Annotated in this window: 22 protein-coding genes and 1 tRNA gene; 12 read left to right on the forward strand and 11 right to left on the reverse strand. The window is 67.9% G+C overall.

The window, feature by feature from the left end:
* The first annotated feature begins 80 nt into the window (after positions 1-80).
* The 3 genes from queC to ACTIEF_RS16605 are packed head-to-tail and all read left to right on the forward strand — an operon-like array spanning position 81 to position 1,791.
* Positions 81-791, forward strand: coding sequence for a 7-cyano-7-deazaguanine synthase QueC (queC, locus tag ACTIEF_RS16595; protein ID WP_439473286.1), 711 nt, complete (start codon positions 81-83; stop codon positions 789-791).
* Positions 788-1,423 (forward strand): 7-carboxy-7-deazaguanine synthase, encoded by a 636-nt coding sequence (gene queE / locus ACTIEF_RS16600; RefSeq protein ID WP_439473241.1) that lies wholly within the window; start codon positions 788-790, stop codon positions 1,421-1,423. Before queC ends, queE begins: the two co-directional genes overlap by 4 nt.
* Positions 1,423-1,791: a 6-pyruvoyl trahydropterin synthase family protein gene (locus tag ACTIEF_RS16605; protein WP_439473242.1), complete on the forward strand. Its 369-nt coding sequence runs from the start codon at positions 1,423-1,425 to the stop codon at positions 1,789-1,791. Before queE ends, ACTIEF_RS16605 begins: the two co-directional genes overlap by 1 nt.
* On the opposite strand, the gene ACTIEF_RS16610 is transcribed toward ACTIEF_RS16605, so the two are convergent.
* Together ACTIEF_RS16610 and ACTIEF_RS16615 are read right to left on the reverse strand one after the other, a co-directional pair.
* Entirely contained in the window at positions 1,788-2,480 is a 693-nt protein-coding gene (locus tag ACTIEF_RS16610; protein WP_439473243.1) for an alpha/beta fold hydrolase, read from the reverse strand. The genes ACTIEF_RS16605 and ACTIEF_RS16610 overlap by 4 nt on opposite strands.
* 32 nt (positions 2,481-2,512) lie before the next feature.
* Positions 2,513-2,770 (reverse strand): hypothetical protein, encoded by a 258-nt coding sequence (locus ACTIEF_RS16615; RefSeq protein WP_439473244.1) that lies wholly within the window; start codon positions 2,768-2,770, stop codon positions 2,513-2,515.
* Positions 2,771-2,917: 147 nt separating this feature from the next.
* On the opposite strand from ACTIEF_RS16615, the gene ACTIEF_RS16620 reads away from it, so the two are divergent.
* The gene (locus ACTIEF_RS16620; RefSeq protein ID WP_439473245.1) at positions 2,918-3,478 is read left to right on the forward strand and encodes a type 1 glutamine amidotransferase domain-containing protein; all 561 of its coding nucleotides are present in this window, start codon (positions 2,918-2,920) and stop codon (positions 3,476-3,478) included.
* Between the two features lie 14 nt (positions 3,479-3,492).
* Here the strand turns inward: ACTIEF_RS16620 and ACTIEF_RS16625 are convergent.
* Positions 3,493-3,569, reverse strand: a tRNA-Val gene (locus ACTIEF_RS16625).
* 98 nt (positions 3,570-3,667) lie between these two features.
* Positions 3,668-6,844, reverse strand: coding sequence for an autotransporter outer membrane beta-barrel domain-containing protein (locus ACTIEF_RS16630; RefSeq protein ID WP_439473246.1), 3,177 nt, complete (start codon positions 6,842-6,844; stop codon positions 3,668-3,670).
* A 200-nt stretch (positions 6,845-7,044) separates the two neighbouring features.
* On the opposite strand from ACTIEF_RS16630, the gene ACTIEF_RS16635 reads away from it, so the two are divergent.
* The 4 genes from ACTIEF_RS16635 (at position 7,045) to ACTIEF_RS16650 (ending at position 10,162) form a co-directional block, all read left to right on the forward strand.
* The gene (locus ACTIEF_RS16635; protein ID WP_439473247.1) at positions 7,045-7,935 is read left to right on the forward strand and encodes an SPFH domain-containing protein; all 891 of its coding nucleotides are present in this window, start codon (positions 7,045-7,047) and stop codon (positions 7,933-7,935) included.
* 2 nt (positions 7,936-7,937) lie between these two features.
* A complete protein-coding gene (locus tag ACTIEF_RS16640) occupies positions 7,938-8,123 on the forward strand; it encodes a hypothetical protein (RefSeq protein WP_439473248.1) in 186 nt (61 codons plus the stop codon).
* Positions 8,124-8,256: 133 nt separating this feature from the next.
* Entirely contained in the window at positions 8,257-9,507 is a 1,251-nt protein-coding gene (locus ACTIEF_RS16645) for a glycosyltransferase (RefSeq protein WP_439473287.1), read from the forward strand.
* A gap of 55 nt (positions 9,508-9,562) precedes the next feature.
* Positions 9,563-10,162 (forward strand): histidine phosphatase family protein, encoded by a 600-nt coding sequence (locus ACTIEF_RS16650; protein ID WP_439473249.1) that lies wholly within the window; start codon positions 9,563-9,565, stop codon positions 10,160-10,162.
* On the opposite strand, the gene parE is transcribed toward ACTIEF_RS16650, so the two are convergent.
* Positions 10,163-12,298, reverse strand: coding sequence for a DNA topoisomerase IV subunit B (gene parE / locus ACTIEF_RS16655; protein WP_439473250.1), 2,136 nt, complete (start codon positions 12,296-12,298; stop codon positions 10,163-10,165). It abuts the gene before it with no gap.
* The gene (locus tag ACTIEF_RS16660; RefSeq protein WP_439473251.1) at positions 12,261-13,595 is read right to left on the reverse strand and encodes an O-antigen ligase family protein; all 1,335 of its coding nucleotides are present in this window, start codon (positions 13,593-13,595) and stop codon (positions 12,261-12,263) included. The genes parE and ACTIEF_RS16660 overlap by 38 nt, the downstream gene beginning before the upstream one ends.
* Before the next feature lie 63 nt (positions 13,596-13,658).
* Between ACTIEF_RS16660 and ACTIEF_RS16665 the strand changes: the two genes are divergently transcribed.
* Positions 13,659-14,825 (forward strand): low temperature requirement protein A, encoded by a 1,167-nt coding sequence (locus ACTIEF_RS16665; RefSeq protein ID WP_439473252.1) that lies wholly within the window; start codon positions 13,659-13,661, stop codon positions 14,823-14,825.
* Positions 14,826-14,886: 61 nt separating this feature from the next.
* Complete coding sequence (locus tag ACTIEF_RS16670) at positions 14,887-15,432, forward strand: DUF2059 domain-containing protein (protein ID WP_439473253.1); 546 nt, start codon at positions 14,887-14,889, stop codon at positions 15,430-15,432.
* On the opposite strand, the gene ACTIEF_RS16675 is transcribed toward ACTIEF_RS16670, so the two are convergent.
* Both ACTIEF_RS16675 and ACTIEF_RS16680 read right to left on the reverse strand, forming a co-directional pair.
* Positions 15,429-16,739 carry a glycoside hydrolase 5 family protein gene (locus ACTIEF_RS16675; RefSeq protein ID WP_439473254.1) on the reverse strand — a complete coding sequence of 437 codons (1,311 nt, stop codon included), beginning with the start codon at positions 16,737-16,739 and terminating at the stop codon, positions 15,429-15,431. The genes ACTIEF_RS16670 and ACTIEF_RS16675 overlap by 4 nt on opposite strands.
* A gap of 95 nt (positions 16,740-16,834) precedes the next feature.
* Positions 16,835-19,165 carry an ATP-dependent helicase gene (locus tag ACTIEF_RS16680; RefSeq protein ID WP_439473255.1) on the reverse strand — a complete coding sequence of 777 codons (2,331 nt, stop codon included), beginning with the start codon at positions 19,163-19,165 and terminating at the stop codon, positions 16,835-16,837.
* Between the two features lie 127 nt (positions 19,166-19,292).
* Here ACTIEF_RS16680 and ACTIEF_RS16685 point away from each other — a divergent pair, with 127 nt between their 5' ends.
* Together ACTIEF_RS16685 and ACTIEF_RS16690 are read left to right on the forward strand one after the other, a co-directional pair.
* Positions 19,293-19,487 carry a hypothetical protein gene (locus ACTIEF_RS16685; RefSeq protein ID WP_439473256.1) on the forward strand — a complete coding sequence of 65 codons (195 nt, stop codon included), beginning with the start codon at positions 19,293-19,295 and terminating at the stop codon, positions 19,485-19,487.
* A gap of 3 nt (positions 19,488-19,490) precedes the next feature.
* On the forward strand, positions 19,491-19,817 hold the full coding sequence (locus tag ACTIEF_RS16690) for a hypothetical protein (RefSeq protein ID WP_439473257.1): 327 nt from the start codon (positions 19,491-19,493) through the stop codon (positions 19,815-19,817).
* On the opposite strand, the gene ACTIEF_RS16695 is transcribed toward ACTIEF_RS16690, so the two are convergent.
* From ACTIEF_RS16695 to ACTIEF_RS16705, 3 genes are read right to left on the reverse strand one after another with little or no spacing between them, the layout of a single operon-like run.
* Complete coding sequence (locus tag ACTIEF_RS16695; protein ID WP_439473258.1) at positions 19,818-20,540, reverse strand: SIMPL domain-containing protein; 723 nt, start codon at positions 20,538-20,540, stop codon at positions 19,818-19,820.
* A 49-nt stretch (positions 20,541-20,589) separates the two neighbouring features.
* A complete protein-coding gene (locus ACTIEF_RS16700; RefSeq protein ID WP_439473259.1) occupies positions 20,590-20,826 on the reverse strand; it encodes a ribbon-helix-helix domain-containing protein in 237 nt (78 codons plus the stop codon).
* A gap of 18 nt (positions 20,827-20,844) precedes the next feature.
* Complete coding sequence (locus tag ACTIEF_RS16705; RefSeq protein ID WP_439473260.1) at positions 20,845-21,276, reverse strand: YbaY family lipoprotein; 432 nt, start codon at positions 21,274-21,276, stop codon at positions 20,845-20,847.
* Positions 21,277-21,343: the final 67 nt, after the last annotated feature.

A 21,343-nucleotide genomic window follows, 5' to 3' on the forward strand; every position in this document is an offset into this window, starting at 1 on the left:
GCCGGTCCGCCGAAATCAGGCCCCATCCCCTTGTCCATGCGCGCGGTCGACCGGCCGACCGCAGGTTTGCCATGAGCGAATTGTCCCAGAATCCCGCAAAATCGGCCCTCGTTCTCTTCTCCGGCGGGCAGGACAGCGCAACCTGTCTGGCTTGGGCGCTGGAGCGGTTTGACCGGGTCGAGACGGTTGGCTTCGACTATGGACAGCGCCACGCGGTCGAGATGGAGGCGCGCCTGAACGTGCGCGAAGGTATGGCGAAGGTGCTGCCGCAGTGGGCGGACCGGCTGGGGCCGGACCACGTCGTGGACCTGACCGGCTATGGCAAGATCGCCGAAAGCGCCCTGACCGCCGAGCGCGCCATCGAGATGGATGCACGCGGCCTGCCGACCACCTTCGTGCCGGGGCGCAATCTGGTGTTCCTGACCTGCGCGGCGGCGCTGGCGGACCGGCGCGGGCTGGAGGTGCTGGTCGGCGGCATGTGCGAGACCGACTTCTCGGGCTATCCCGACTGCCGCCGCGACACCGTCGAGGCGATGGCGCGGGCGCTCAGCCTTGGGCTGGACAAGCCGGTGGTGATCGACACCCCGCTGATGGCCCTGACCAAGGCTCAGACTTGGGAGCTGGCCGACCGGATCGGCGGGGCGACGCTGGTTGATCTGATCGTGGACGCTTCGCACACCTGCTATCTCGGCGACCGTGAGCACCGTCACGACTGGGGCTACGGCTGCGGCCACTGCCCGGCCTGCGAACTGCGGGCGGCGGGGCACCAGCAATGGGTTGAAAGCCGGTGAGCTACGCGGCCAAGGAAATCTTCCTGACGGTGCAGGGGGAGGGCGGTCAGGCCGGCCGCCCGGCCGTCTTCCTGCGCTTCGCCGGCTGCAATCTATGGAACGGGCTGGAGCGGGATCGCGCGACCGCCGTATGCACCTTCTGCGACACCGACTTCGTCGGCACGGACGGGGACGGCGGCGGCAAGTTCGCCACGGCGGACCTGCTGGGCGATCATGTCGCCGCGATGTGGCGGGGTCGCAAGGGCGATCCGAAGCTGGTGGTGTGCACCGGCGGCGAGCCCCTGCTGCAGCTGGACGCCCCGCTGATCGACGCCCTGCATGCGCGCGGCTTTGAAATCGCCATCGAGAGCAACGGCACCGTCGCGGCGCCGGACGGCATCGACTGGATCTGCATCAGTCCCAAGGCCGACGCCCCCGTGATCCAGATCAAGGGCCAGGAGTTGAAGCTGGTCTATCCGCAGCCCAAGGCCATGCCGGAGCGGTTCGAGGGGCTCGCGTTCGAGCGCTTCTGGCTGCAGCCGATGGATGGCCCTGATCAGGAGGCCAACACCGCCGCCGCCATCGAATACTGCCTGACCCACCCCCAGTGGCGCCTGAGCGTCCAGACCCACAAGTACATCGGCGTCCGCTAATGCCCGTCTTCGAGATCACCAAACAGGCCACCTTCGACGCGGCCCACCATTTCCCCAACGAACCCGAGGGCAGCATCTATCGCCGCGTCCACGGCCATTCGTTTACGGTCGAGGCGACGATCCGCTCGGAGACGCTGGACGCCGAGCACAACTGGGTCGCCGACCTGGGCGCGCTGGATCGCGCCCTGAAGGCCGCCGCCGAGAAGCTGGACCACGGCATGCTGAACGAGCACGAGGGACTGGAGCTGCCGTCGCTGGAGAATCTGTGCCTGTGGTTCGTGGGACAGCTGAAGCCGGAGTGGCCGGGCCTGTGCCGCATTCAGGTGGCGCGCCCGACCATCAATGAGCGCTGCGTCCTGAGCTTCTAGGCGGTCAGCCAGTCCACGAGCGCCGCGCTCACGACCTCGGGCTGTTCCAGCGTCGAGACGTGACCGGCGTCTGGGACGATGACCAGTTTCGCGCCGGGGATCGCGTCGGCCATCTCGCGGGCGTGTTCGGGCGGGGTGACGCCGTCCTGATCGCCTACCAGCACCAGGGTCGGAACGGCGATGGCCGACAGGGAAGGGCGGGAATCGATCCGCCCGATGATCGCGCCCTGCTGGCGGGCGAAGCCCTCGGCGCCGACGACCTGGCCCATGCGGATCATGACGTCGATCAAGAGCTGATCGGTCCGGTGATCCGGGTGCAGCAGGTTGGGCAGGATGTCCGTCAGAACCCCGTCATAGCCGCCCTCCCGGGCCCGGCGGATCAGGCCGCGGCGCTTTTCGGTCTGTTCCGGCGCATCGGGACGGGCCGAAGTGTCCAGCAGGGCCAGCTTTGCGACCCGTTCCGGCGCCTGCCGCATGATCTCCAGCGCGATATAGCCGCCCATCGACAGGCCGCCCAGGGCGAAGCGGGCAGGGGCGTCGCGCAGGATGGCGGCGGCGATGTCGGCGATGCTGTCGCCCTGCAGCGTGGAGGCGACCGTCACGGGGCCATGGGGCCAGAGGGCGGGGATCTGGGCCGCGAACAGCTCGGGCGTGCAGATCAGGCCGGGAATGAGCAGGGTCGGGATCATGCCCTGAACCTAGGGAGCCGAGGCTCGGAAGGCTAGCAGTCCTTGCCCTGACGCTGGCGGCGCTCGCAGCGGCGCTGTTCGCGTTCCCACTCGCGTTGCTCGCGTTCGCGCTTGGCCCGGGTCTCCTCGTCGGAGGTGGTGACGGCGTCCACGCCCGCGCCGACGACGGCGGCTCCCGCGCCGACGACCGCCGCGCCCGCGCCGACCGCGGCGCCGACGAGGCAGCCCTGCAACATCAACGACCCGGCCAGAACGGCGGACAGGGCGGCGGCGCGTTTGATGATCAGCATGGCGAATTCTCCCGACCGAAGAGGGTTAACCCGCGATTGGTGAACACAGTCTGACAGGAAGACTTTTCGGCGCCGGACGCCGCTCGGAGGAACGCTTCGGAGCCTCTCCAGTTGGCCTCGCATGTCCAACAGCACAGGAGATCCACCATGGCTTCCGACACGCTCGCCGGAAAGAAGATCGCCGTCCTGGCCACGGACGGCTTTGAGCAGATCGAGCTGACCCAGCCTGTTGACGCTTTGAGAGCCGCAGGCGCGACCGTGGAGATCATTTCCCCGAAGGAAGGTGAGATCCAGGGCTTCAAACACCACGATAAGGGCGACAGGGTTTCGGTTGATCGGGCTCTGAATGACGCCGACGCCGGCGACTATGATGGTCTGGTCCTGCCGGGTGGGGTCATCAATCCTGATGCGCTTCGCCTTGAGGACAAGGCTGTCGCCTTCATTCAGGCCTTTACGGAGGCCTCCAAGCCGGTCGCGGCCATCTGCCATGGGCCATGGACCTTGATCAATGCCGGAGCGGTCAGCGGTCGACGGATGACCTCTTGGCCCTCGCTGAGGGTTGATCTTGAGAACGCAGGCGCTGATTGGGTGGACGAGGAGGTCGTCGTCGACAACGGTCTGGTCACTTCGCGCAATCCTGACGACCTCCCGGCCTTTTGCACCAGGATGGTCGAGGAGTTCGCCGAAGGCCGTCATAACCGGGCCTGACAGGCCGCGCCGCGTGGTGGGCGGCGAGGGGTTCGAACCCCCGACCCCCTCGGTGTAAACGAGGTGCTCTGACCAGCTGAGCTAGCCGCCCGGTCGCGTGCGCGGAGGGCCTTCTAGGCTGACGACGCGCAAAGAGAAAGGGCCGCCGGTTTCCCGGCGGCCCTTTTGTCGTCTGGTCGCTGACCGGCTCTAGAACCGGAAGCTGGCCCGCAGGAACAGCATGTAGCGGACGTAGTTGTCGAGCATTTCGGCGTCGGCGCTGATCGACAGCATGCCCAGTTCGTTGCCGACGTTCAGGCGGAAGCCGACAATCGGACCGCCGCCCTCGATGGTGTCCGGCGACAGGGTGAAGTCCGGACCGCCCGAGCGGAAGCGGGCGATGGTCTCGCCCGGATCGACCGAGATGTTCTGACGCCAGCCGAGGCGCAGTTCCGGCTTCAACCAGCTGTTCTGGCCCATCGACATGGCGATGTTGATCGCGGCGGTGGCGGAGAACAGGTGGCCGTCGCGGTCGTCGATCTCGAGATCGAAGCCGTCGCCGCCGCCTTCCTCAACGTGGCCGTCCTCACTCAGCGAGAAGTACTCGGCGTAGACTTCCGGACGGATGGTGAAGCGGCCGAAGTTGCGCTCGTACGAGGCGCCGCCCGCGGCCGACAGGGTGATGCCGTTCCAGTCCGAGGTGTTGCTCAGGTTCAGGCCGGCGCCGACGAAGCGGCGTTCCGACTCAAAGGTGGCGTAGCCGGCGGCCGCGCGGGCCCAAGTCGTCCAGTACTGACCCTGGGCGCGCCAGTAGAGGCCCAGCTCCAGCAGGTTGGCCGACAGGACTTCCTCGGCCTCGGACTCGGGGTCCTCTAGGTCCGACGAGGTGAAGGCGACCGACAGGCCGATGGCGCCCAGGTCGGTGCCACGCTCGACGCCGCCCGCGACGCCGAATCCTTCCGAGCGGAAGCCGTAGGAGTCGGTCTTTTCCTTGTCGGCGTAGAAGTTGATCTCCTGCATCCAGGCGCTGGTCTCGCCCGGCGCGGCCGAGGCGTTACGGCCAGTGAGGGCGCGGGTCACGGCGTCGACGCCCGAGGCCAGCGACACCAGCGGACCGCCCGAGTGGTCGGGCAGAAGCTGTTCGTACAGGTTGATGAAGTCGTCGCGACCCAGTTGCGACAGGAAGGCGTCGCGCATGGCCTCATCGCGGCCCAGGGCGCTGTAGAAGGCGTCGTACAGGGACGCCTCGACCGAGATCAGGCTGGCTTCCTGCGCTGTGCGCTGACGGGCGTCGGCGTAGATGGTGTTGGTGGCCGTATCGATGCCGCCTTCCACCACATACATGTAGGGCGAGTTGTCCTGCAGCGAGCCCAGGTTGACGCCGGCGGCGTTCAGCGTGCCCGCGGTGACAAGGTTGAAGCGCTCCGGGCCGTCCAGCAGGGAGCCGAAGCGAACGCCCAGCTTCGAGGTGGCCGCCAGGTTCGCCGTGCCGCTGACGTTCACGCCGCCGGCAAGGCCGCTTTCCGGATCAAGCGCGAGGATCAGGGAGCCGTTGGCGCCCAGGTCCAGGCTGGACGCGTTCAGGGTGTTGGTCTGGGTGGTTTCCAGAGTGCCGTTGGTGACCGAGATCGCCAGGTTGCCGTCCGAATCGGACAGGCCCGCGCGCACCTGGGCGCCGCCGGAGACCAGCAGGCTGTCGGCGCCGGCGCCGAAGGTGATATTGCCGACGACCACGCCGTTGCGGATGTCCATCGTGTCGGCGCCCGAACCCAGCCGGACGTCGCCGATCAGTTGCGGCTCCTTGCTGTTCGGAACCCCGTCGCCGTCCGAATCCGGATCGCTCGCGGTCGGAGTGCCGGCTATGCCGTTCTGCAGATAGGTGACGCCAGTGGTGTTGGCCGAGACGTCGATGGCGATCTTGCTGCCGGTGATCGGGTCGCCGTCGGCGTTGGCCGAGACGTTGGCCTGGATCATGCCGGTGTTGGTGATCGAGGTCAGGGTGCCGCTGAGATCGCGCAGGCCGTAGGCGCTGGCCACGCCACCGCCGGTGGTGGCGATGATGTTGCCGTTGTTGTTGAACGTAGGGAGGTTCGCGCCCACGTCGATCAGGACCGCGGTACCGGACGTTCCCGCCGTTTCGCTGGCCACGCCGGCCGACACCGTGCCGCTGTTGTAGAACTGCGGGGTGATGGCGCCTTCACGGAAGTGGACCGTGGTGGCGTTGGCTTCGAAGGCCAGGGTGGAGATGGCCCCCTCGTTGCGCACGCCGCCGGCGATCGTGGTGGTCTGCCCGGCGTTTCCGCCGACCACCAGGGCCGTCGCGTTGACGTTGTCATAGACGCCCTGGCCCGCGATCGTGCCGCGGTTGATGAAGCCGAAAGCGCTGTCGCCGGTACCGGCCACGTTGAGGGTGATCGAGCTGGTGGCTGAACCGATCTGGATCGCCGCGGCGCTGCCGTAGCTGTTGATGGCGCCCGTGGTTTCCGCACCGTCGGGGATGCCGTCGTTGTCGTCGTCCGTGCTGTCGGCGTTCGACTCGGTCGGCGTGCGATCGACGATCACGCCGGCGCCGACGTTGGCGGCGATCACCACGGCCGGTCCGCCCTGCAGCAGGTCGTCCGGATCGAGCTTGCCGATGAACTCATCGCTGCCGCGCGTCGTGTAGCGATAACCGGACGAGTCGATGCCGCCCTGCAGGGCGATGCGACCGCCGACATCGCCATTGATGGACACGGCGGACGCGTTCAGGCCGCGAGCCTGGATGTTGCCCAGCAGGTTCACCGCGCCGGTGATCGTGCCGGTGGTGCGGATCGCGGCCGAGTTGTCGCCGACGACCCGGATGTTGCCGAGGCTCTGGAACTTGCCGATCAGGCCGGACTCGATCGAGACGCCGTAGGAGTTGTTGCCATCAACCGTGACGGCGCCGCCGGAGTTGATCAGCAGATCGCCCGTGACCGGAGCGCCCGCCGCATAGCGGATGCCGTAGCGACCGGTGCCGGTCGCCCAGGGACCATCCAGGTCGCCGTCGTTGTCCGTATCGGGATAGTCGCCGATCGAGTCGCCGACATTGACCAGGCCGTTGATGGTCAGGGTCGAGGTGACGCCCGGCTCGACCAGGACGCCGGTCGAACCGTCAGCGGAACCGGCCATGGTGACGGAGCCGCCCAGAATCTGGAGATTGTGGCTCGAATCGACGGTGACCGCCGTGCCGGAGGTGACGGCGATCGAGCCGGTCGATGAAATTTCGATGCTGTCCGGGGCGGTTCCGGTCGCGGTCGAGGTCCGGATCGGCGTGGTCCGCGCGGTGTTGATCACCACATTGGCCATGGCCTCGGACGCCACCAGCAGGGGAGCGATCGCCACAGCGGTCGCGAGTAGAATACGCATTCGAGAGAAACCCCTGTGGACGACACGCGCAGAGACGCCGGCGATCCTCTAACAGGGACCGTGCCAGCCTGCCTCAAGTTTCTCGAATTTGAGGCGAATGCAAGGCCGAAGACGGCGGGCAGGCGCGTTTCAGAAGCGCCGCTATTGCCAGTTTCGACATCAAAGTGATATCATTTTTATATTGATTCAGGAGGGAGCTCATGACCACCACGCATTCAAAGTCCACGGAACGGCCTGCATCCACGGCCAACGGCATTCTCATGCTGTTGGTCGGCCTGCTGTTGATGGTGGGCGGTCCGGCGGCGATTGCGCTGGACCCGGAAAATATCGTGCTGGTGGTGACCGGCATCCTGGTGTCCGTGGTTGGCCTGCTGCTGCTCTGCGGCCTCTATTCCCTTCAGCCCAACGAGGGCATGGCGATCCTGCTGTTCGGCGAGTATCGCGGCACGGACCGCAAGACCGGCCTGCGCTGGATCCTGCCCTGGTACAGCCGCAAGAAGATCAGCCTCCGGGTCCGCAACCTGACCAGCGACAAGCTGAAGGTGAACGACAAGCGCGGCAGCCCGATCGAGATCGCGGCCAACGTCGTCTGGCGGGTCGAGGATTCGGCCCAGGCCCTGTTCGACGTCGATGACTACCAGGCCTTCGTGAACATCCAGGTGGACACGGCCCTGCGCGACATCACCTCGCACTACGCCTACGACCACGGCGAGGAAGAAGCCGAGCCCGAGATGACCCTGCGCTCGGACGCCGAGGATGTGGCGGCGCGCCTGCGCGATGAACTGGTCGGACGGGTCAAGGTCGCGGGCGTCGCCATCGACGAGGCCCGGCTTGCGCACCTGGCCTATGCGCCCGAGATCGCCGGGGCGATGCTGAAGCGTCAGCAGGCCGAGGCCGTTCTGGCCGCCCGCCGCCTGATCGTGAAGGGCGCGGTGGGCATGGTCGAGGCGGCCCTGACCGATCTGGGCGACCGCGGCGTGGTCGACCTGGACGAGGACCGCAAGGCGGCGATGGTGTCGAACCTGCTGGTCGTGCTGTGCGCGGACCGTGAGGCCCAGCCGGTCGTGAACACCGGAACCCTGTACGGCTGATCATGGCGGGCAAGCCGAGAAAGCCCTTCCTGATGCGGGCGTCTCCGGGCGTGATGGCGGCGGTCGAGCGATTGGCCGCCGCCGAGCTCCGTTCGGTCAACGCCCAGGTCGAGGTGCTGCTGCGCGAAGCCCTCGCCAGACGGGGTGTTCCGACATCGGATGATCACCTGGGCGACGAGGACGCTTGAGCTTGATCGCGACCGGCGCTACGGGCCGAATATGGTGAAGTCGCATATGTCCCGGGTCCGCAAGGCCCGCCGCATCCAGAAGCGGGTCAAGCGCGTTGGTGCATCCAACATAAGCGCGGCGGAGCAGGAACTGATGAGTCTGGCGGGTCTTGAGGTTCAGGAGGGCGAACTGCGCCTGATCCCGGGCTGGGATGAGGAAGTCTCCGAAACCCTGAAGGCCACCAAGGCGGCCGCGGCGGATGACCGCCCCCGCTTCGTCGACACCACCATGCTGTATGCGCCCAAGTCGGGCGGGGTGAAGCGCTACCTGCTGTCCAAGAAGGCCTGGCTGGAGGAGAACCGTCCGGGCATCGCCCATTCGCTGGTCGTGCCGGGACAGCATCACAAGGCCGGCGACGACGGCATCATCCAGCTTCACGCCACCAAGCTGCCGTTCGGCGACGGCTATCGCTGGCCGACCTCGGTGCGCCGCTGGGCCGCCTGGGTGGCCTCGCTGAACCCGTCCCTGATCGAGGCGGGCGATCCCTATACGCCGGGGCAGGGGGCTCTGGAGGCCGGTCAACGCGCCGGCTGCCCCGTGGTCGGCTTCTGTCACTCTGATCCCGCCGGTCTGGCCGCGCTCCACTTCGGCGAATGGGCCAAGAAGCCGGTCGAGAAGCGCTGGGCCCGCCTGTTCGGCCAGTTCGACCGCGTGGTCTCGCCCAGCCGCTATATCGCGCGCCGCCTCGAAGAAGCCGGCATCCGCGACATCGTCATCCAGCCGCTGGGCGTCGAGATCGACACCTTCCGTCCCGATCGCCGGGACCGCGACTGGCTGCTGAAGAAGCTGAACCTGCCCGCTTCGGCCCGTCTGCTCTGTTTCGCCGGGCGTCCGGCGCGCGAGAAGAACATCGATGTGCTGATCGAGGCCGTCCAGAAGCTGGGCGCGCCCTATCACCTGGTGCTGGTCGGCGCCGGTCAGGGCCTGCCCGCCGAGGACCGGGTCATCTCCCTGCCGTACGAGGCCAATCCCAAGGCGGTGGCGAAGATCATCGCGTCCTGCGACGCCTTCGTGCACGCCAACGACAAGGAGCCGTTCGGCCTGATCGTGCTGGAGGCCATGGCCTGCGGCCGTCCGGTCGTCGGCGTCAATGCGGGCGGGGTGAAGGAGACGGTCGACAACAGCGTGGGTCAACTGGCCGACGCCGCCGAGCCGGGCGTCTACGCCGAGGCGATCAAGGCCCTGTTCGAGCGCGACATCGAGGCCCTGGGCGCCGCCGCGCGCCAGAAGGCGGTCGAGCGCTTCGCCTGGAACCGGGTCTTCGAGGACCTGTGCATGACCTACGCCGACGTCAGCGGGAAGCGCGCCTTCCTCGAACCGCCGGGCGACTGGGCCGAGCACTAGGTCTCGACAGCCCGCCCGGTCGGGACCAGTCTCCCCTGAAAACGGGGAGACATCCATGAAACGCCTGCTGCTCGCGACTGCGCTGACGCTGCTGTCCGCGACGTCCGCCATGGCGCAGACGGTCTATATCGTCCGCCACGCTGAAAAGGCCGATGCGAGTTCTGATCCGGTGCTCTCAACGGCAGGCGCAGAGCGGGCAGGGGCTCTGGCCGCCGCGCTTGCGGATGCCCATCCGGACCTGATTCTGGTCAGCCCGCTCCAGCGTACAGCCCTGACGGCGGCGCCGACCGCCGAGTACCACGGCGTGGCTCCCGTCGCCGTGCCGTTTGAAGGCGGGGTGGACGGGCAGGTGGCCGCCACCGTCGCTCGGGTTCGCACTCTGCCGGAGGACGCCACAGTTCTGATCGTGGGGCACAGCAACACCGTGCCCCTGATCGCGCGGGCGCTCGGCTATGCGGAGGCTGCGGACATGCCGGAGTGTGAGTTCGACCGGATGACGATGGTGCATCTTATGCGGGGAGGCGTTCACGGACAGGTCAGCCGCTACGGCGCGCCCGCGAACTGCCCGACCGGAATGACGCTGTTGAGGGGCGGGATCGTCGTGCAACTGGCCGACGACCTGCAGAGCCTGAGTCTCCTTGGGAAGACGCCCTGATCACACGTCCAGATCGGCCACCGCGAAGCGGGCGTTGTCCTGGATAAATTGGTAGCGGGCCTCGGCCTTCTTGCCCATCAGGCGTTCGACCAGATCCTCGATCTCGGCCTCGTCCTCGGGCAGTTCGACCCGCGCCAGGGTGCGCTTCTTCGGGTCCATGGTGGTCTCCTTCAGCTGGGAGGCCATCATCTCGCCAAGGCCCTTGAACCGGCCGATCTCGGTCTTCTTGCCCTTGAACACCGTCGCCAGCAGCTCGTCGCGGTGGGCGTCGTCACGGGCGTATTCGGACAGGGCGCCCGCCTGGATCCGGTAGAGCGGGGGCAGGGCCATGTAGAGGCGGCCCTGACGGATCGCGTCCGGCATCGAGCGGTAGAAGAAGGTGATCAGCAGGGCCGCGATGTGAGCGCCGTCGACGTCGGCGTCGGTCATGATGACGATGCGCTCGTAGCGCAGGTCCTCGATGTTGAACCGGTTGCCCGGCTGCACGCCCAGAGCCAGCGCCAGATCGGACAGTTCGACGTTGGCGCGCAGCTTGTCGGCGGTGGCCGAGGCGACGTTCAGGATCTTGCCGCGCAGGGGCAGGATGGCCTGGGTCGTTCGATCGCGCGCCTGCTTGGCCGAACCGCCGGCCGAGTCGCCCTCGACGATGAACAGCTCGGTCCCTTCGGCGGCCTGACGGGTGCAGTCGGCCAGCTTGCCCGGCAGGCGCAGCTTGCGGGTGGCGGCGGCGCGCTGGACTTCCTTGTCCTTGCGACGCTTCAGCCGGTCCTCGGCCCGCTCGATGACGAAGCCCAGCAGGGTGTTGGCCTGTTTGGGGCTCTCGGTCAGCCAGTGGTCCAGCGGGTCGCGCAGGAGTTGCTCGACCAGACGCGCGCCCTCCGGCGAGGACAGGCGGTCCTTGGTCTGGCCCTGGAACTCGGGATTGCGGATGAAGACCGAGATCATGGCACCGGCGTTGGCGATGACGTCTTCCGCCGTGATCAGACCCGCGCGCTTCTCGTTGGTCAGCTCGCCATAGGCTTTCAGGCCCTTGACCAGCGCCGCGCGGAAACCTGCCTCGTGGGTGCCGCCGTCGGGCGTGGAAACCGTATTACAGTAGGAACTGACGAAGCTGTCGGCTTCGCCGAAGCCGATGGGCGACCAGGTGACGGCCCATTCGACCGCGCCGGCCTCGCCCTTGCGCTCGACCCGGCCCGCGAAGGTCGGGGTGACCGTCTCCAGCTCGCCGATGCGTTCGGCCAGGGCGTCGGCCAGACCGCCGGGGAAGTGCAGGGTGGCGCTGGCCGGGGTGGTGTCGGTGATCCGCTCGGGCGAGCAGGTCCATTTGATCTCGACGCCGCGGAACAGATAGGCCTTGGAGCGGGCCATGCGGAACAGGCGGGCGGGCTTGAAGGCCGCGCCGACGCCGAAGATTTCCGCGTCCGGGTGGAAGCGGATCAGGGTGCCGCGCTTCTTGGAGGGCTGCACCTGCTGGATCGGTCCCAGGACCAGACCCTTGGAGAAGGACTGCTTCCATTCGAAACCGTCGCGCCAGACGGTGACGTCCAGATGGTCCGACAGGGCGTTGACGACCGAGACGCCGACACCGTGAAGGCCGCCCGAGGTCTCATAGGCCTTGCCCGAGAATTTTCCGCCCGAGTGCAGGACGGTCATGACGACTTCCAGCGCCGACTTGCCCGGATGCTTGGGGTGCGGATCAACCGGGATGCCGCGACCGTCGTCGTAGACCGACAGGAAGCCGTCGGCGTCCAGATCGACCTTGATGATCTTCGCGTGGCGGGCCACGGCCTCGTCCATCGCGTTGTCGAGGACTTCGGCGAACAGGTGGTGCAGGGCGCGTTCGTCGGTACCGCCGATGTACATCCCGGGGCGTTTGCGGACGGGCTCCAGCCCTTCCAGCACCTCGATCGACGAGGCGGAGTAGCCGGTGGCGGCGGCCGAGGCGGCCTGCGAGGGCACGTCGGCGGGACGCGGCGTCGGGGCGGGCGCGGGCTCGGGCGGCGTGGCGGGCGCGGCGGCTTGCGGCGCGGGCGTCACTTCAGGCGGAGCAACGGCAGGCGCGGGAACGGGCTCGTTCGGACGCGGCTGCGTCGGCTCGTCATCGAACAGGGAAAGGAGGTCGGCGGAGTTGGCCATTCAAAGATTGTGCGGCGATTCGGGGACCGGTCTGGTAGGCCCGACGGGGCTTTGGGGCAAGCGGGACCGCCTCCGCTGTGGACGACGGCAGGAAGGCGCGGGTCATCACGGCCATGAACAGGACGAACGGCAGGCTCTGGTGGGTCAGCAGGATCGATTCCGACAGGCTGAGCACGAAGAAGGCGGCGAGGAACCCGAGCGCCCACCAGCCTTCGCGCAGGCCTGACCCGGCGCTGCGGAACAGGGTGACCACGAAGACCAGCGCCAGTTGGCCGCCCACGAGGATCGCGCCGGGCCAACCAAGCTGGACCAGCAGGTCGATCCAGCCGTTGTGCGCCGAAGGCACGATCCAGCCGGTTTCCTTGCGCACCCAGTCGGCGGGCGGGCTTTCCCCGATCCGGCCCCAGAAGGCGCCGTAGCCGTAGCCGGTCCACGGACGCTCGGCCACGCGACGCATCAGGCTGGCCCAGATGTCGGTCCGGCCGGTCAGCGACGGGTCCTTGCCCAGGGCCTCCAGCACCTCGACCGAATGGGTCTCCCAGATGTAGAGGCCGGCGCCGGCCAGAACGACGGCGCTCCAGATCGCCACGACGGCGAAGGCGGCCCCGCCCTTGCGCAGGGCCCAGAAGCCCCCGACCACCCCGACGCCCAGCATCAGGCAGAGCAGGGAGGTCTTGGACTGGGTCGCCAGCACCAGCAGGCTGGACAGGGCGAAGGAGATGGCGGGCAGCAGGCGGCGCTCGTCGCCGGAGGCCAGACAGGCCGCCGCCGCCGTGGCGCCGATCACCATGACCGCGCCCATCTGGTTCTTCTCGTACCAGAGCCCGCGCCAGAGGCCCGCGTTGACGTCGTGGTGCACCCCGATGGCGGGGAAGGCGAAGACCATGATCAGGCTGCCCACCGCCATGATCAGGCTGGACAGCATCAACAGGCGCGGCAGGTGCTCGCCCCGGAAGACCGCGCCCAGATACAGGGCGAAGACCCCGCTCATGGCCAGGGCGATCACCCGGCGGCTGGTGGTGTGATAGTCGATCGACCAGTATTTCGAGGCGAAGCACAGGGCGATCAGCATCACCACGCCGATGGCTCCGGGCCAGGCCCGCCACATCCGGTCGATCCGGTAGAGCAGAAGGCCGATGGTCACGGCGTAGGCGGGCAGCCAGATCAGCCGCAGGATCGGCGTCTCCTGCTGCTGGGGGGCGAAGACCGGGCCGATCAGGGCGCCCGTCAGCATGAAGATCATGGCGATGCAGATCGCCGTCTCCCACCAAGCAGGAGCCGGTTCGGTCTGGACCATCGCTGGACGGGACTCGCGCACGGTTGCAGGGTCGGCGTTCGGGCTTAACGAAGGGTTGGGAAAATGGCGGGCGGGCTGCTTCGCAAGCGTGACGGCCACCATGCGCGGGTCGGCTTCGTCGAACTGTTCTTCGATCTGGTCTTCGTCTTCGCCATCACACAGATCAGCCACACCCTGCTGGCCCATCTGACCTGGCTCGGGGCGCTGCAGGCGGCGATCCTGCTGGGCGCGGTCTGGTGGGCGTGGATCGACACCGGCTGGATCACCAACTGGCTCGACCCGGAGCGACCGCTGGTCCGGGTCATGCTGTTCGGCCTGATGGGGGCGGGGCTGGTGCTGTCGACCTCCCTGCCGGAGGCCTTCGGCGAGAAGGGGCTGGTCTTCGCCGTCGCCTTCGCGGGCCTTCAGATCGGGCGCGGGCTGTTCACCCTGTGGGCGGTGCGGGGCGACCCGATCCTGAAGCCCAATTTCCAGCGCATCGTGGTCTGGGCCTCGGTCGGCGGGGCGGTGTGGATCGCGGGCGGACTGGCGGAGGGGCAGGAGAGGCTGCTGCTCTGGCTGCTGGCGCTGGCGTTGGAGTTCCTTGGACCGGTGACCGCCTTCTGGTGCCCGGGGCTGGGCAAGGGCAGCGCCCGCGACTGGAACGTCGAAGGCGCTCACATCGCCGAGCGGGTCGGCCTGTTCGTCATCATCTGCCTGGGCGAGTCGATCATCATCACCGGCGCGACCTTCGCCGAACTGGCGTGGACCACCCCGACGGTGCTGGCCTTCCTCAGCGCCTTCCTCGGCACGGTGGCCATGTGGTGGCTGTTCTTCAGCGCCAAGCACGAGGCGGCGTCTGACGTGATCGCCGGGGCCAAGGACGCCGGCGCCATCGCCCGGGCGGCCTACACCTATGCGCCCATTCCGGTGGTGGCCGGGATCGTGGTCACGGCGGTGGGCGACGAGATGGCGCTGATGCACCCGCTGGGCCATGTCGAACCGGCGGCGGTCTGGGTGCTGCTGGGCGGTCCGGCCCTGTTCCTGGCGGGGACGGCGGTGGCGGCCTTCGCGGTCTGGGGCGATTGGCCCCGGTCGCGGCTGGTCGGACTGGTGGCGCTGGGCGGACTGGCCGCCGCGTCGCCCCTGCTGTCGGCCCTGGCGCTGACCGCGGCCTCGACGACGGTGCTGATGGCGGTCGGGGCGTGGGAGACGCTGTATCCTGTGCAGAGGGTGACGAAGATCGCCTGACGCTTTCGGTTTCTTCTCGACTGTTGGGTGATTAGAGTTCGCCGAAACGGGGGATACCGACATGCTCAAACTCGCTCTGGCCGGTCTGGCCACGCTCACTCTGGGTCTGGCCGCGCCCGCGGTCGCCATGGCGGCCACGCCGCCGGCGACCGTGGTTCAGGACAGCGAGCAGGCGGCCAAGGAGGCGCTGGTCCGGCGCTATTTCGAGGTCAGCCAGTTCGAGAAGATGATGAACGCCATGATGGAGTCGATGATGGCTCCGATGATGAGCGACGTCCGCATCCCGCAGGACAAGATCCCTGTTGTGCGCGAGGCCGTTCTGGAGGGCTTCGGCAACGTCCTGCCGCAGATGATCGACGCCTTTGTCGTGGAGTACGCCAACACCTTCACGCTCGATGAACTGCAGCAGCTGGTCGCCTTCTACGAAAGTCCGACCGGGCGTTCGATCATGGCCAAGACCCTTACCCTGTCGCGGGACGCGGGCCGGATGGTCGAGCGCTTCAACCCGATCATGGAGGCGGAGATGCATCGCCAGCTGTGCGCGCGCATCGACTGCCCGGCGGCCCCGCCGCCGCCGGTGGTCGTCGCCCCCAGCCGCCGACGCTAGATCGAGGCCAGCGTTTCGGCCCGCGCGCGGATGATGTCGCGGGTCGAGCGGTCCTGATCGAACACGCCGTACCAGCCCTGCGGCTCGTGCGGCGGGTCGCCCAGGAACGAGGTGTCGCCGCTCTTGAAGCGGAAGTCCGCATGCTGGGCCCGGCCTTCGCCGTTCCACGCCCAGAAGTTCGAGCCGACCAGCGGACCGCCCTCGCGGACGCTGGCGATCACCGCGTCCTGGATCATGGCGTAGAGGTCGTCGCGCATGCTGGTCGAGACACTCAGGTCATAGACGTCGCCGTTGCGGGGATAGCCGAACTCCTCGACCACCAGCGGCTTGCCCGCCTGTCTGGCCAGTTCGACGTGCTGCTGGACGTATTCCGCCGACAGCGACAGGGCGCGAGCGTGGGTGCCTTCCATGTCGGTGCGATCCAGCCAGCCCCAGTTGCCCGGCCAGACGTGGGCGGTGTGGTAGTCGATGGCGTCGTCGGCCTGCGATGACAGCACCAGACCCGGCCGTTCCATCGAGCCCTTCAGCCCCTCGCCGCCGGTGGAGACGAGGTGGTGCGGAGCCAGCGACTTGATCAGTCGCGCGGTCGAGCTGATCCAGGCGTGGAACTCGGGCAGGGTGCGGTTCACGACGGCGTCGGTGCCGCCCGGGCGCGGCTCATTGGCCAGCTGCCAGCCCATGATGGCCGGGTCCTCGGCATAGGGCTTGCCGGTCACCGTGTTCACGCGGCCGACGATGCGGCGGATGTGGGCGTGATAGCGCTCGATGGCGGTCGGGCTGCGATAGAAGCCGGAGACGAAGTCCGGGAACTCGGGCCACGGGTGCGCCGGGTCGCCCATGTCGATGTAGTGGCCGCCGTTGGTCCACAGCAGATAGGTGGCCATGCCGCCCGACCATTCCCAGAAATTGGTCAGGTACAGCACCGCCTTCATGCCGCGCTTGCCGATCTCGGCCATGGCGTGGTCCAGTCCGGTCAGCAGGGCGTCGTTGTAGGCGTCGTCCTGATCGTGGAAGGCCGGACGCACCGAATTCTTCAGCGGCGACAGCTCGGCCGAGGCGGCGATGCGCAGATTGCTCACCCCGTCCGCCGCCAGCGCGTCCAGTTCACGCCCCAGCCGCCCCTCATGCCCGATCCACGCCGCATACCAGAGGTTGGCCCCGACATAGTGATAGGGCTTGCCGTCCAGGGTGAATTTCGTCCCCTCGCGCCGCACGAAGCCCGCGGGCGTGGTCTTCGCCATCACCGGCAGGGCAGGCATGGCCGCCATGGCGACCGAGGCGGCGAGCAGGGAGCGGCGGTTCATCATCGGCGAGGGCCCGGACTGTTTCAGAAGTTAGCGCTACCTTCGTTCGGGCGGGGGAAGGAAGTCCACCAACAGTTTGTTTCCCGACGCTTGAGGCCTCAAGCCTTCTCCACAAACGTATCGATCACCTTCTTCTCGCCCGCCTTGTCGAAAGCGACGACCAGCTTGTTGCCCTCGATAGCCTTGACCGAGCCGTAGCCGAATTTCTGGTGGAAGACGCGGTCGCCGCGGGTCCAGCCGGCGCCTGCTTTCGGGTCGGCGGTGGCGACCAGGCGGCCGTCGCCCTCAATCAGGGTGTGGCGGGCCGGTTTCGAGGCTGGGGCCTTGGCGGCGGTGAAGGACTGCGCCCGCTTCCAGCCCGGCGAGGAATAGCCCGAGCCGAAGGACGGCGCCTCGTCCCATCGGGACTTCGCTTCCTTCATTCCGGTGGAGGCGCCGTAGTAGCCGGTGTCCGACTGCGGCTCGACGTGGTCGATGGGCAGTTCATCGACGAAGCGGCTGGGCAGTTGGCTGGTCCAGCGGCCGTAGACCAGGCGGTTGGCGGCGAAGGAGATGCGCACATCCTCCTTGCCCCGCGTCACGCCGACATAGGCCAGGCGGCGTTCCTCCTCGAGGCCTTTCTCGCCCTTCTCGTCGATGCTGCGCTGGCTGGGGAAGACGCCTTCCTCCCAGCCCGGCAGGAAGACCAGCGGGAACTCCAGCCCCTTGGCCCCGTGCAGGGTCATGATCTGCACCGAGTCCGCGCTCTCGCCGCGGTCCAGATCCATGACCAGCGAGACGTGCTCCAGATAGGCGGTCAGGCCGTCGAACTGCTGCATCGACTGCGTCAGCTCTTTCAGGTTGTCGAGCCGGGTCTGGCCCGTCGCCCGGTCGGCCTTCTGCATGTCGGTGTAGCCGCTCTCTTCCAGAACGGCCTCGGTCAGCTCCCAGTGGCTGGTGGTCTGGCCGAGCGCGCGCCAGCGGTCGATGTCGCGCACGAAGTTGGAGAAGGCCGTGCGCGTCCGCGCCTGAAGCTCTTCCGTCCCGATCAGGTGACGCACCGCCGCCATGGCCGAGACGCCGTTCTCGCGGGCGATCTGCAGCACCCGCTGCACGCTGGTGTCGCCCAGCCCGCGCTTGGGCACGTTGACGATCCGCTCGAAAGCCAGGTCGTCGTCCTCGGACAGGATCAGGCGCAGATACGCGTGGGCGTCGCGGATTTCGGCCCGCTCGAAGAAGCGCGGACCGCCGATGACGGTGTAGGGCACCGCCAGCATGACGAAGCGCTCTTCAAACGCCCGCATCTGGAACGAGGCGCGCACCAGCACCGCCATGTCCTTGTAGGCCACGCCCTGCTTACGGGCGGTCTCGATCTCGTCGGCGATCAGCCGGGCCTCCGCCTCGCCGTCCCAGACGCCGCGCACCCGGACCTTGTCGCCGGTCTTGTCCTCGGTCCACAGCGTCTTGCCCAGACGGCTGCGGTTGGCCTTGATCAGCCCCGAGGCGGCGCCGAGGATGTGGTGGGTCGAGCGGTAGTTGCGCTCCAGCCGGATCACCTTGGCGCCCGGGAAGTCCCGCTCGAAACGCAGGATGTTGTCCACCTCGGCCCCGCGCCAACCGTAGATCGACTGGTCGTCGTCGCCGACGCAGCAGACGTTGCCGGTCGAGGAGGTCAGCAGGCGCAGCCACAGATACTGGGCGACGTTGGTGTCCTGATATTCGTCGACCAGGATGTAGCGGAAGCGGCGGCGATATTCTTCAGCGATATCAGCGTTCTGAGACAGAATTGTGAGGTTGTGCAGCAGCAGGTCGCCGAAGTCGCAGGCGTTCAGGCTGGCCAGCCGGGCCTGATAGGCGGCGTACAGGGCGTGCCCCTTGCCGTTGGCGAAATCCTCGCTGGGCGGCAGCTTGTCCGGCGTCCAGCCGCGGTTCTTCCAGTGGTCGATCAGATTGTTCAGCGACTTGGGCGTCCAGCGCTTCGTGTCGAGGTTGGCGGCCTCGAGCAGCTGTTTGCACACCCGCTCCTGATCGTCGGTGTCCAGGATGGTGAAGGTCGACTTCAGGCCCACCAGTTCGGCGTGCCGCCGCAGGATCTGCGCCGCCACCGAGTGGAAGGTGCCCAGCCAGCGCAGGCCCTCTGATGACGGCCCGATCAGATGGGTGATCCGCTCGCGCATCTCGCGCGCGGCCTTGTTGGTGAAGGTGACGACCAGCAGTTCCCACGGCTTGGCCCGGCCGGTGGCGAGGATGTGCGCCAGCCGGGTGGTCAGCACCCGCGTCTTGCCCGTGCCCGCGCCGGCGAGGACCAGCACCGGCCCTTCCGTCGTCTCCACCGCATCCCGCTGCTCGGGGTTCAGCCCCTTCAGATAGTCGGACACGGGAGCGGGCGCGCGGCCGTCGGGGCCATGCGAGCGGGCGAGGTCGGAAATGCGGGGAGCGGAATCGGTCATGGGAACCGGGAGAACATAAGGAGACCGGAGCCGCTTGTCAGCCGCCGTGAAAGGGCGTGTCCGGAACCGTAAAGGCCACGCCTCCGTTCCTTGCGCCGGGACAGGGTCAACACAGGAGGGTCATCGCATGGCCGAGAACACCAACAGCAGCGGCGGCGGCAACGCGGGCCTGGCTTTCATCGTCGGCGGCCTGCTGGTCGTCGTGATCATCATCGCCTTCTTTGTCTTCGGCGGCGGTCTGCCGGGCGCGGACAAGAAGGAGGTCAACGTCGACATCAATGTGCCCGAGGTCTCGGCCCCGGCGGCGCCGGCGGGAAACTGACCGATGACCGATCCCAATGTTCCGCCGCCCGAACGGCCCGAGGTGGTGCATCACACCACCATCAACAACCCGCCCCCGCGGCGCGGGGGCGGCGGCTTCCTCGGCTTCCTGATCGGTGGGCTGGTCGTGGCCGTGGTGGTGATCGGCGTCGTCCTGTGGTCGCAGGGCGGCGGCATCGAAGCGCCCAAGGGCACGGAGGTCGACGTCAATATTGATTTGCCGCGCCCGGAGCTGCCGGATGCGCCCCGGATGCCGGACCTGCCGAACCCGCCGCCGGTCGAGCCGCCGTCGGTTCCCAATCCGGAACCCGCGCCAGCGCCGGTCGGTTGATCAGCGCAACTGGTAGGTGACCGTGGCGACCACGCGGACTCGCTTGTTGAGCGAGGTCGACTCTGTGTCGATGTCCTCGCGTGCGAGGATTTCGAACGAGCCCTGCGTCGCCTGACGGATGGGGCCGAGCGGCGCGCCCGAGTCCTTGGCGAACTGCTCGGCGCCCGACCGCGCCGAGGCGGTGGCTTCGGCGATCATCGAGGGCCGCACGTCATTCAGCTTGGTGAAGACGTAGTTGGGCGCGGCGAAGTCCAGCTGGACGCCTTGGCGAACCAGATCGTTCAGCGCCCGCTCGGTGGTCGCCACCCGCTGAACGTCATTGGTGCGGACGGTCACGCTCTGGGTGACGATGTAGCGGATGGTGTTGTCGGACGAGCCGTATTCCCGCGCCCTGGTGTCGGTGACCTGCATCCGCCCGATGGTGATCGTGGCGTCCGGATAGCCCTGCGTCCGCAGGAAGGTGCGGACCACGCCCAGATCACGGTCGATCTGCGCCTGCGCCGTTGGCAGGTCGTCGTTGGCGGCCTTGAAGCTGAGGGTCAGGACCGCCAGGTCCGCCACCACATTGCGCTCGGCCACGCCCCGCACGGTGACCTGTCGATTGCCGACCTGCGCATTGACCACGCCATTGCCGATGAAGGCGCCGGCGCCGACCAGCCCGACGGCGATCAGGCCTCCGAAAACGGCGGCGGGAAGAAGGGATCTGTCGAAGGTGACGGCCACGTCGGGGCTCCAAGAAGAAGGCCCGACGATGCGCTCGCTATTGGCGTTGTCAATCGGTCGGACGCTGACCCGCGAAGCTGTGATCGCCCCCCGCCCAGGCCAGGGCCAGCAGGCGGCAGGCCGAGGCCAGAGGCGTGCGTCCGCGGGTCTCGTCGATCCGCTTCATCAGCCCCGCGTGCGACAGGTTCATAGCCGCGCCGACCTGATCCAGCACGACCCAGAATTCCGCCTCCAGCGCCACCGAGGTGGCGTGGCCGGACAGGGAGACGGAGCGCTTCTTGAGCATCCGCCCTCAGTAAGGTGATCAGCGCACGGCGACCAGAGTGATGTCGGCGCTGGCCGGGGCGCCGTGGGTCAGGACCGAATGGCGGGTGTCGGTGGTGAAGCGCAGGGCGCCCGCCGGATCGCGGATCTCGGCCCGCACCGCATAGGTGTGGCGCGGATCGATCTGGCTGGAGGGGAAGCCCAGCGTCGCCTGATAGGGCGGCGCGCGACCGTTCAGGGGCTCGCTGTGTTCGGCCAGGACCTCTGCGGGGGCGTCGGCCCGGCTGACGTCCTCGACCCGCACCGTCAGCACATGGCCGGGCGGCAGCAGGATGCGCTCGCGATAGGTGGCGGTGACGTTCACGACGGTCATGCCATGGCCGATGGTCGGTCCGCCCGTCTCAGGCGACGGGGAGGGGGCGCAGGCCGCGAGGGCCAGAGGCAGGATCGTCATGAGGATGGCGCGGCGCATGTCAGGTCCTCCGGTGGGGCAGACACCGTAACGCACATCGCCCATCCGGGGTGCGGCTTCATCGTCA

It is taken from the genome of Brevundimonas sp. (genome assembly GCF_051858995.1).
Lineage (GTDB): Bacteria > Pseudomonadota > Alphaproteobacteria > Caulobacterales > Caulobacteraceae > Brevundimonas.

What these genes read in the sequence shown, in the direction of transcription:
- ACTIEF_RS16605 (WP_439473242.1), top strand. Translation starts at nt 1,423, where the DNA reads ATGCCCGTCTTCGAGATCACCAAACAGGCCACCTTCGACGCGGCCCAC.
- ACTIEF_RS16670 (WP_439473253.1), top strand. Translation starts at nt 14,887, where the DNA reads ATGCTCAAACTCGCTCTGGCCGGTCTGGCCACGCTCACTCTGGGTCTG.
- ACTIEF_RS16630 (WP_439473246.1), bottom strand. Translation starts at nt 6,844, where the DNA reads ATGCGTATTCTACTCGCGACCGCTGTGGCGATCGCTCCCCTGCTGGTG.
- ACTIEF_RS16635 (WP_439473247.1), top strand. Translation starts at nt 7,045, where the DNA reads ATGACCACCACGCATTCAAAGTCCACGGAACGGCCTGCATCCACGGCC.
- ACTIEF_RS16705 (WP_439473260.1), bottom strand. Translation starts at nt 21,276, where the DNA reads ATGCGCCGCGCCATCCTCATGACGATCCTGCCTCTGGCCCTCGCGGCC.
- ACTIEF_RS16685 (WP_439473256.1), top strand. Translation starts at nt 19,293, where the DNA reads ATGGCCGAGAACACCAACAGCAGCGGCGGCGGCAACGCGGGCCTGGCT.
- parE (WP_439473250.1), bottom strand. Translation starts at nt 12,298, where the DNA reads ATGGCCAACTCCGCCGACCTCCTTTCCCTGTTCGATGACGAGCCGACG.
- ACTIEF_RS16620 (WP_439473245.1), top strand. Translation starts at nt 2,918, where the DNA reads ATGGCTTCCGACACGCTCGCCGGAAAGAAGATCGCCGTCCTGGCCACG.
- ACTIEF_RS16645 (WP_439473287.1), top strand. Translation starts at nt 8,257, where the DNA reads ATGAGTCTGGCGGGTCTTGAGGTTCAGGAGGGCGAACTGCGCCTGATC.
- ACTIEF_RS16610 (WP_439473243.1), bottom strand. Translation starts at nt 2,480, where the DNA reads ATGATCCCGACCCTGCTCATTCCCGGCCTGATCTGCACGCCCGAGCTG.
- ACTIEF_RS16640 (WP_439473248.1), top strand. Translation starts at nt 7,938, where the DNA reads ATGGCGGGCAAGCCGAGAAAGCCCTTCCTGATGCGGGCGTCTCCGGGC.
- ACTIEF_RS16675 (WP_439473254.1), bottom strand. Translation starts at nt 16,739, where the DNA reads ATGATGAACCGCCGCTCCCTGCTCGCCGCCTCGGTCGCCATGGCGGCC.
- ACTIEF_RS16700 (WP_439473259.1), bottom strand. Translation starts at nt 20,826, where the DNA reads ATGCTCAAGAAGCGCTCCGTCTCCCTGTCCGGCCACGCCACCTCGGTG.
- ACTIEF_RS16665 (WP_439473252.1), top strand. Translation starts at nt 13,659, where the DNA reads ATGGCGGGCGGGCTGCTTCGCAAGCGTGACGGCCACCATGCGCGGGTC.
- ACTIEF_RS16660 (WP_439473251.1), bottom strand. Translation starts at nt 13,595, where the DNA reads ATGGTCCAGACCGAACCGGCTCCTGCTTGGTGGGAGACGGCGATCTGC.
- ACTIEF_RS16680 (WP_439473255.1), bottom strand. Translation starts at nt 19,165, where the DNA reads ATGACCGATTCCGCTCCCCGCATTTCCGACCTCGCCCGCTCGCATGGC.
- ACTIEF_RS16615 (WP_439473244.1), bottom strand. Translation starts at nt 2,770, where the DNA reads ATGCTGATCATCAAACGCGCCGCCGCCCTGTCCGCCGTTCTGGCCGGG.
- ACTIEF_RS16650 (WP_439473249.1), top strand. Translation starts at nt 9,563, where the DNA reads ATGAAACGCCTGCTGCTCGCGACTGCGCTGACGCTGCTGTCCGCGACG.
- ACTIEF_RS16690 (WP_439473257.1), top strand. Translation starts at nt 19,491, where the DNA reads ATGACCGATCCCAATGTTCCGCCGCCCGAACGGCCCGAGGTGGTGCAT.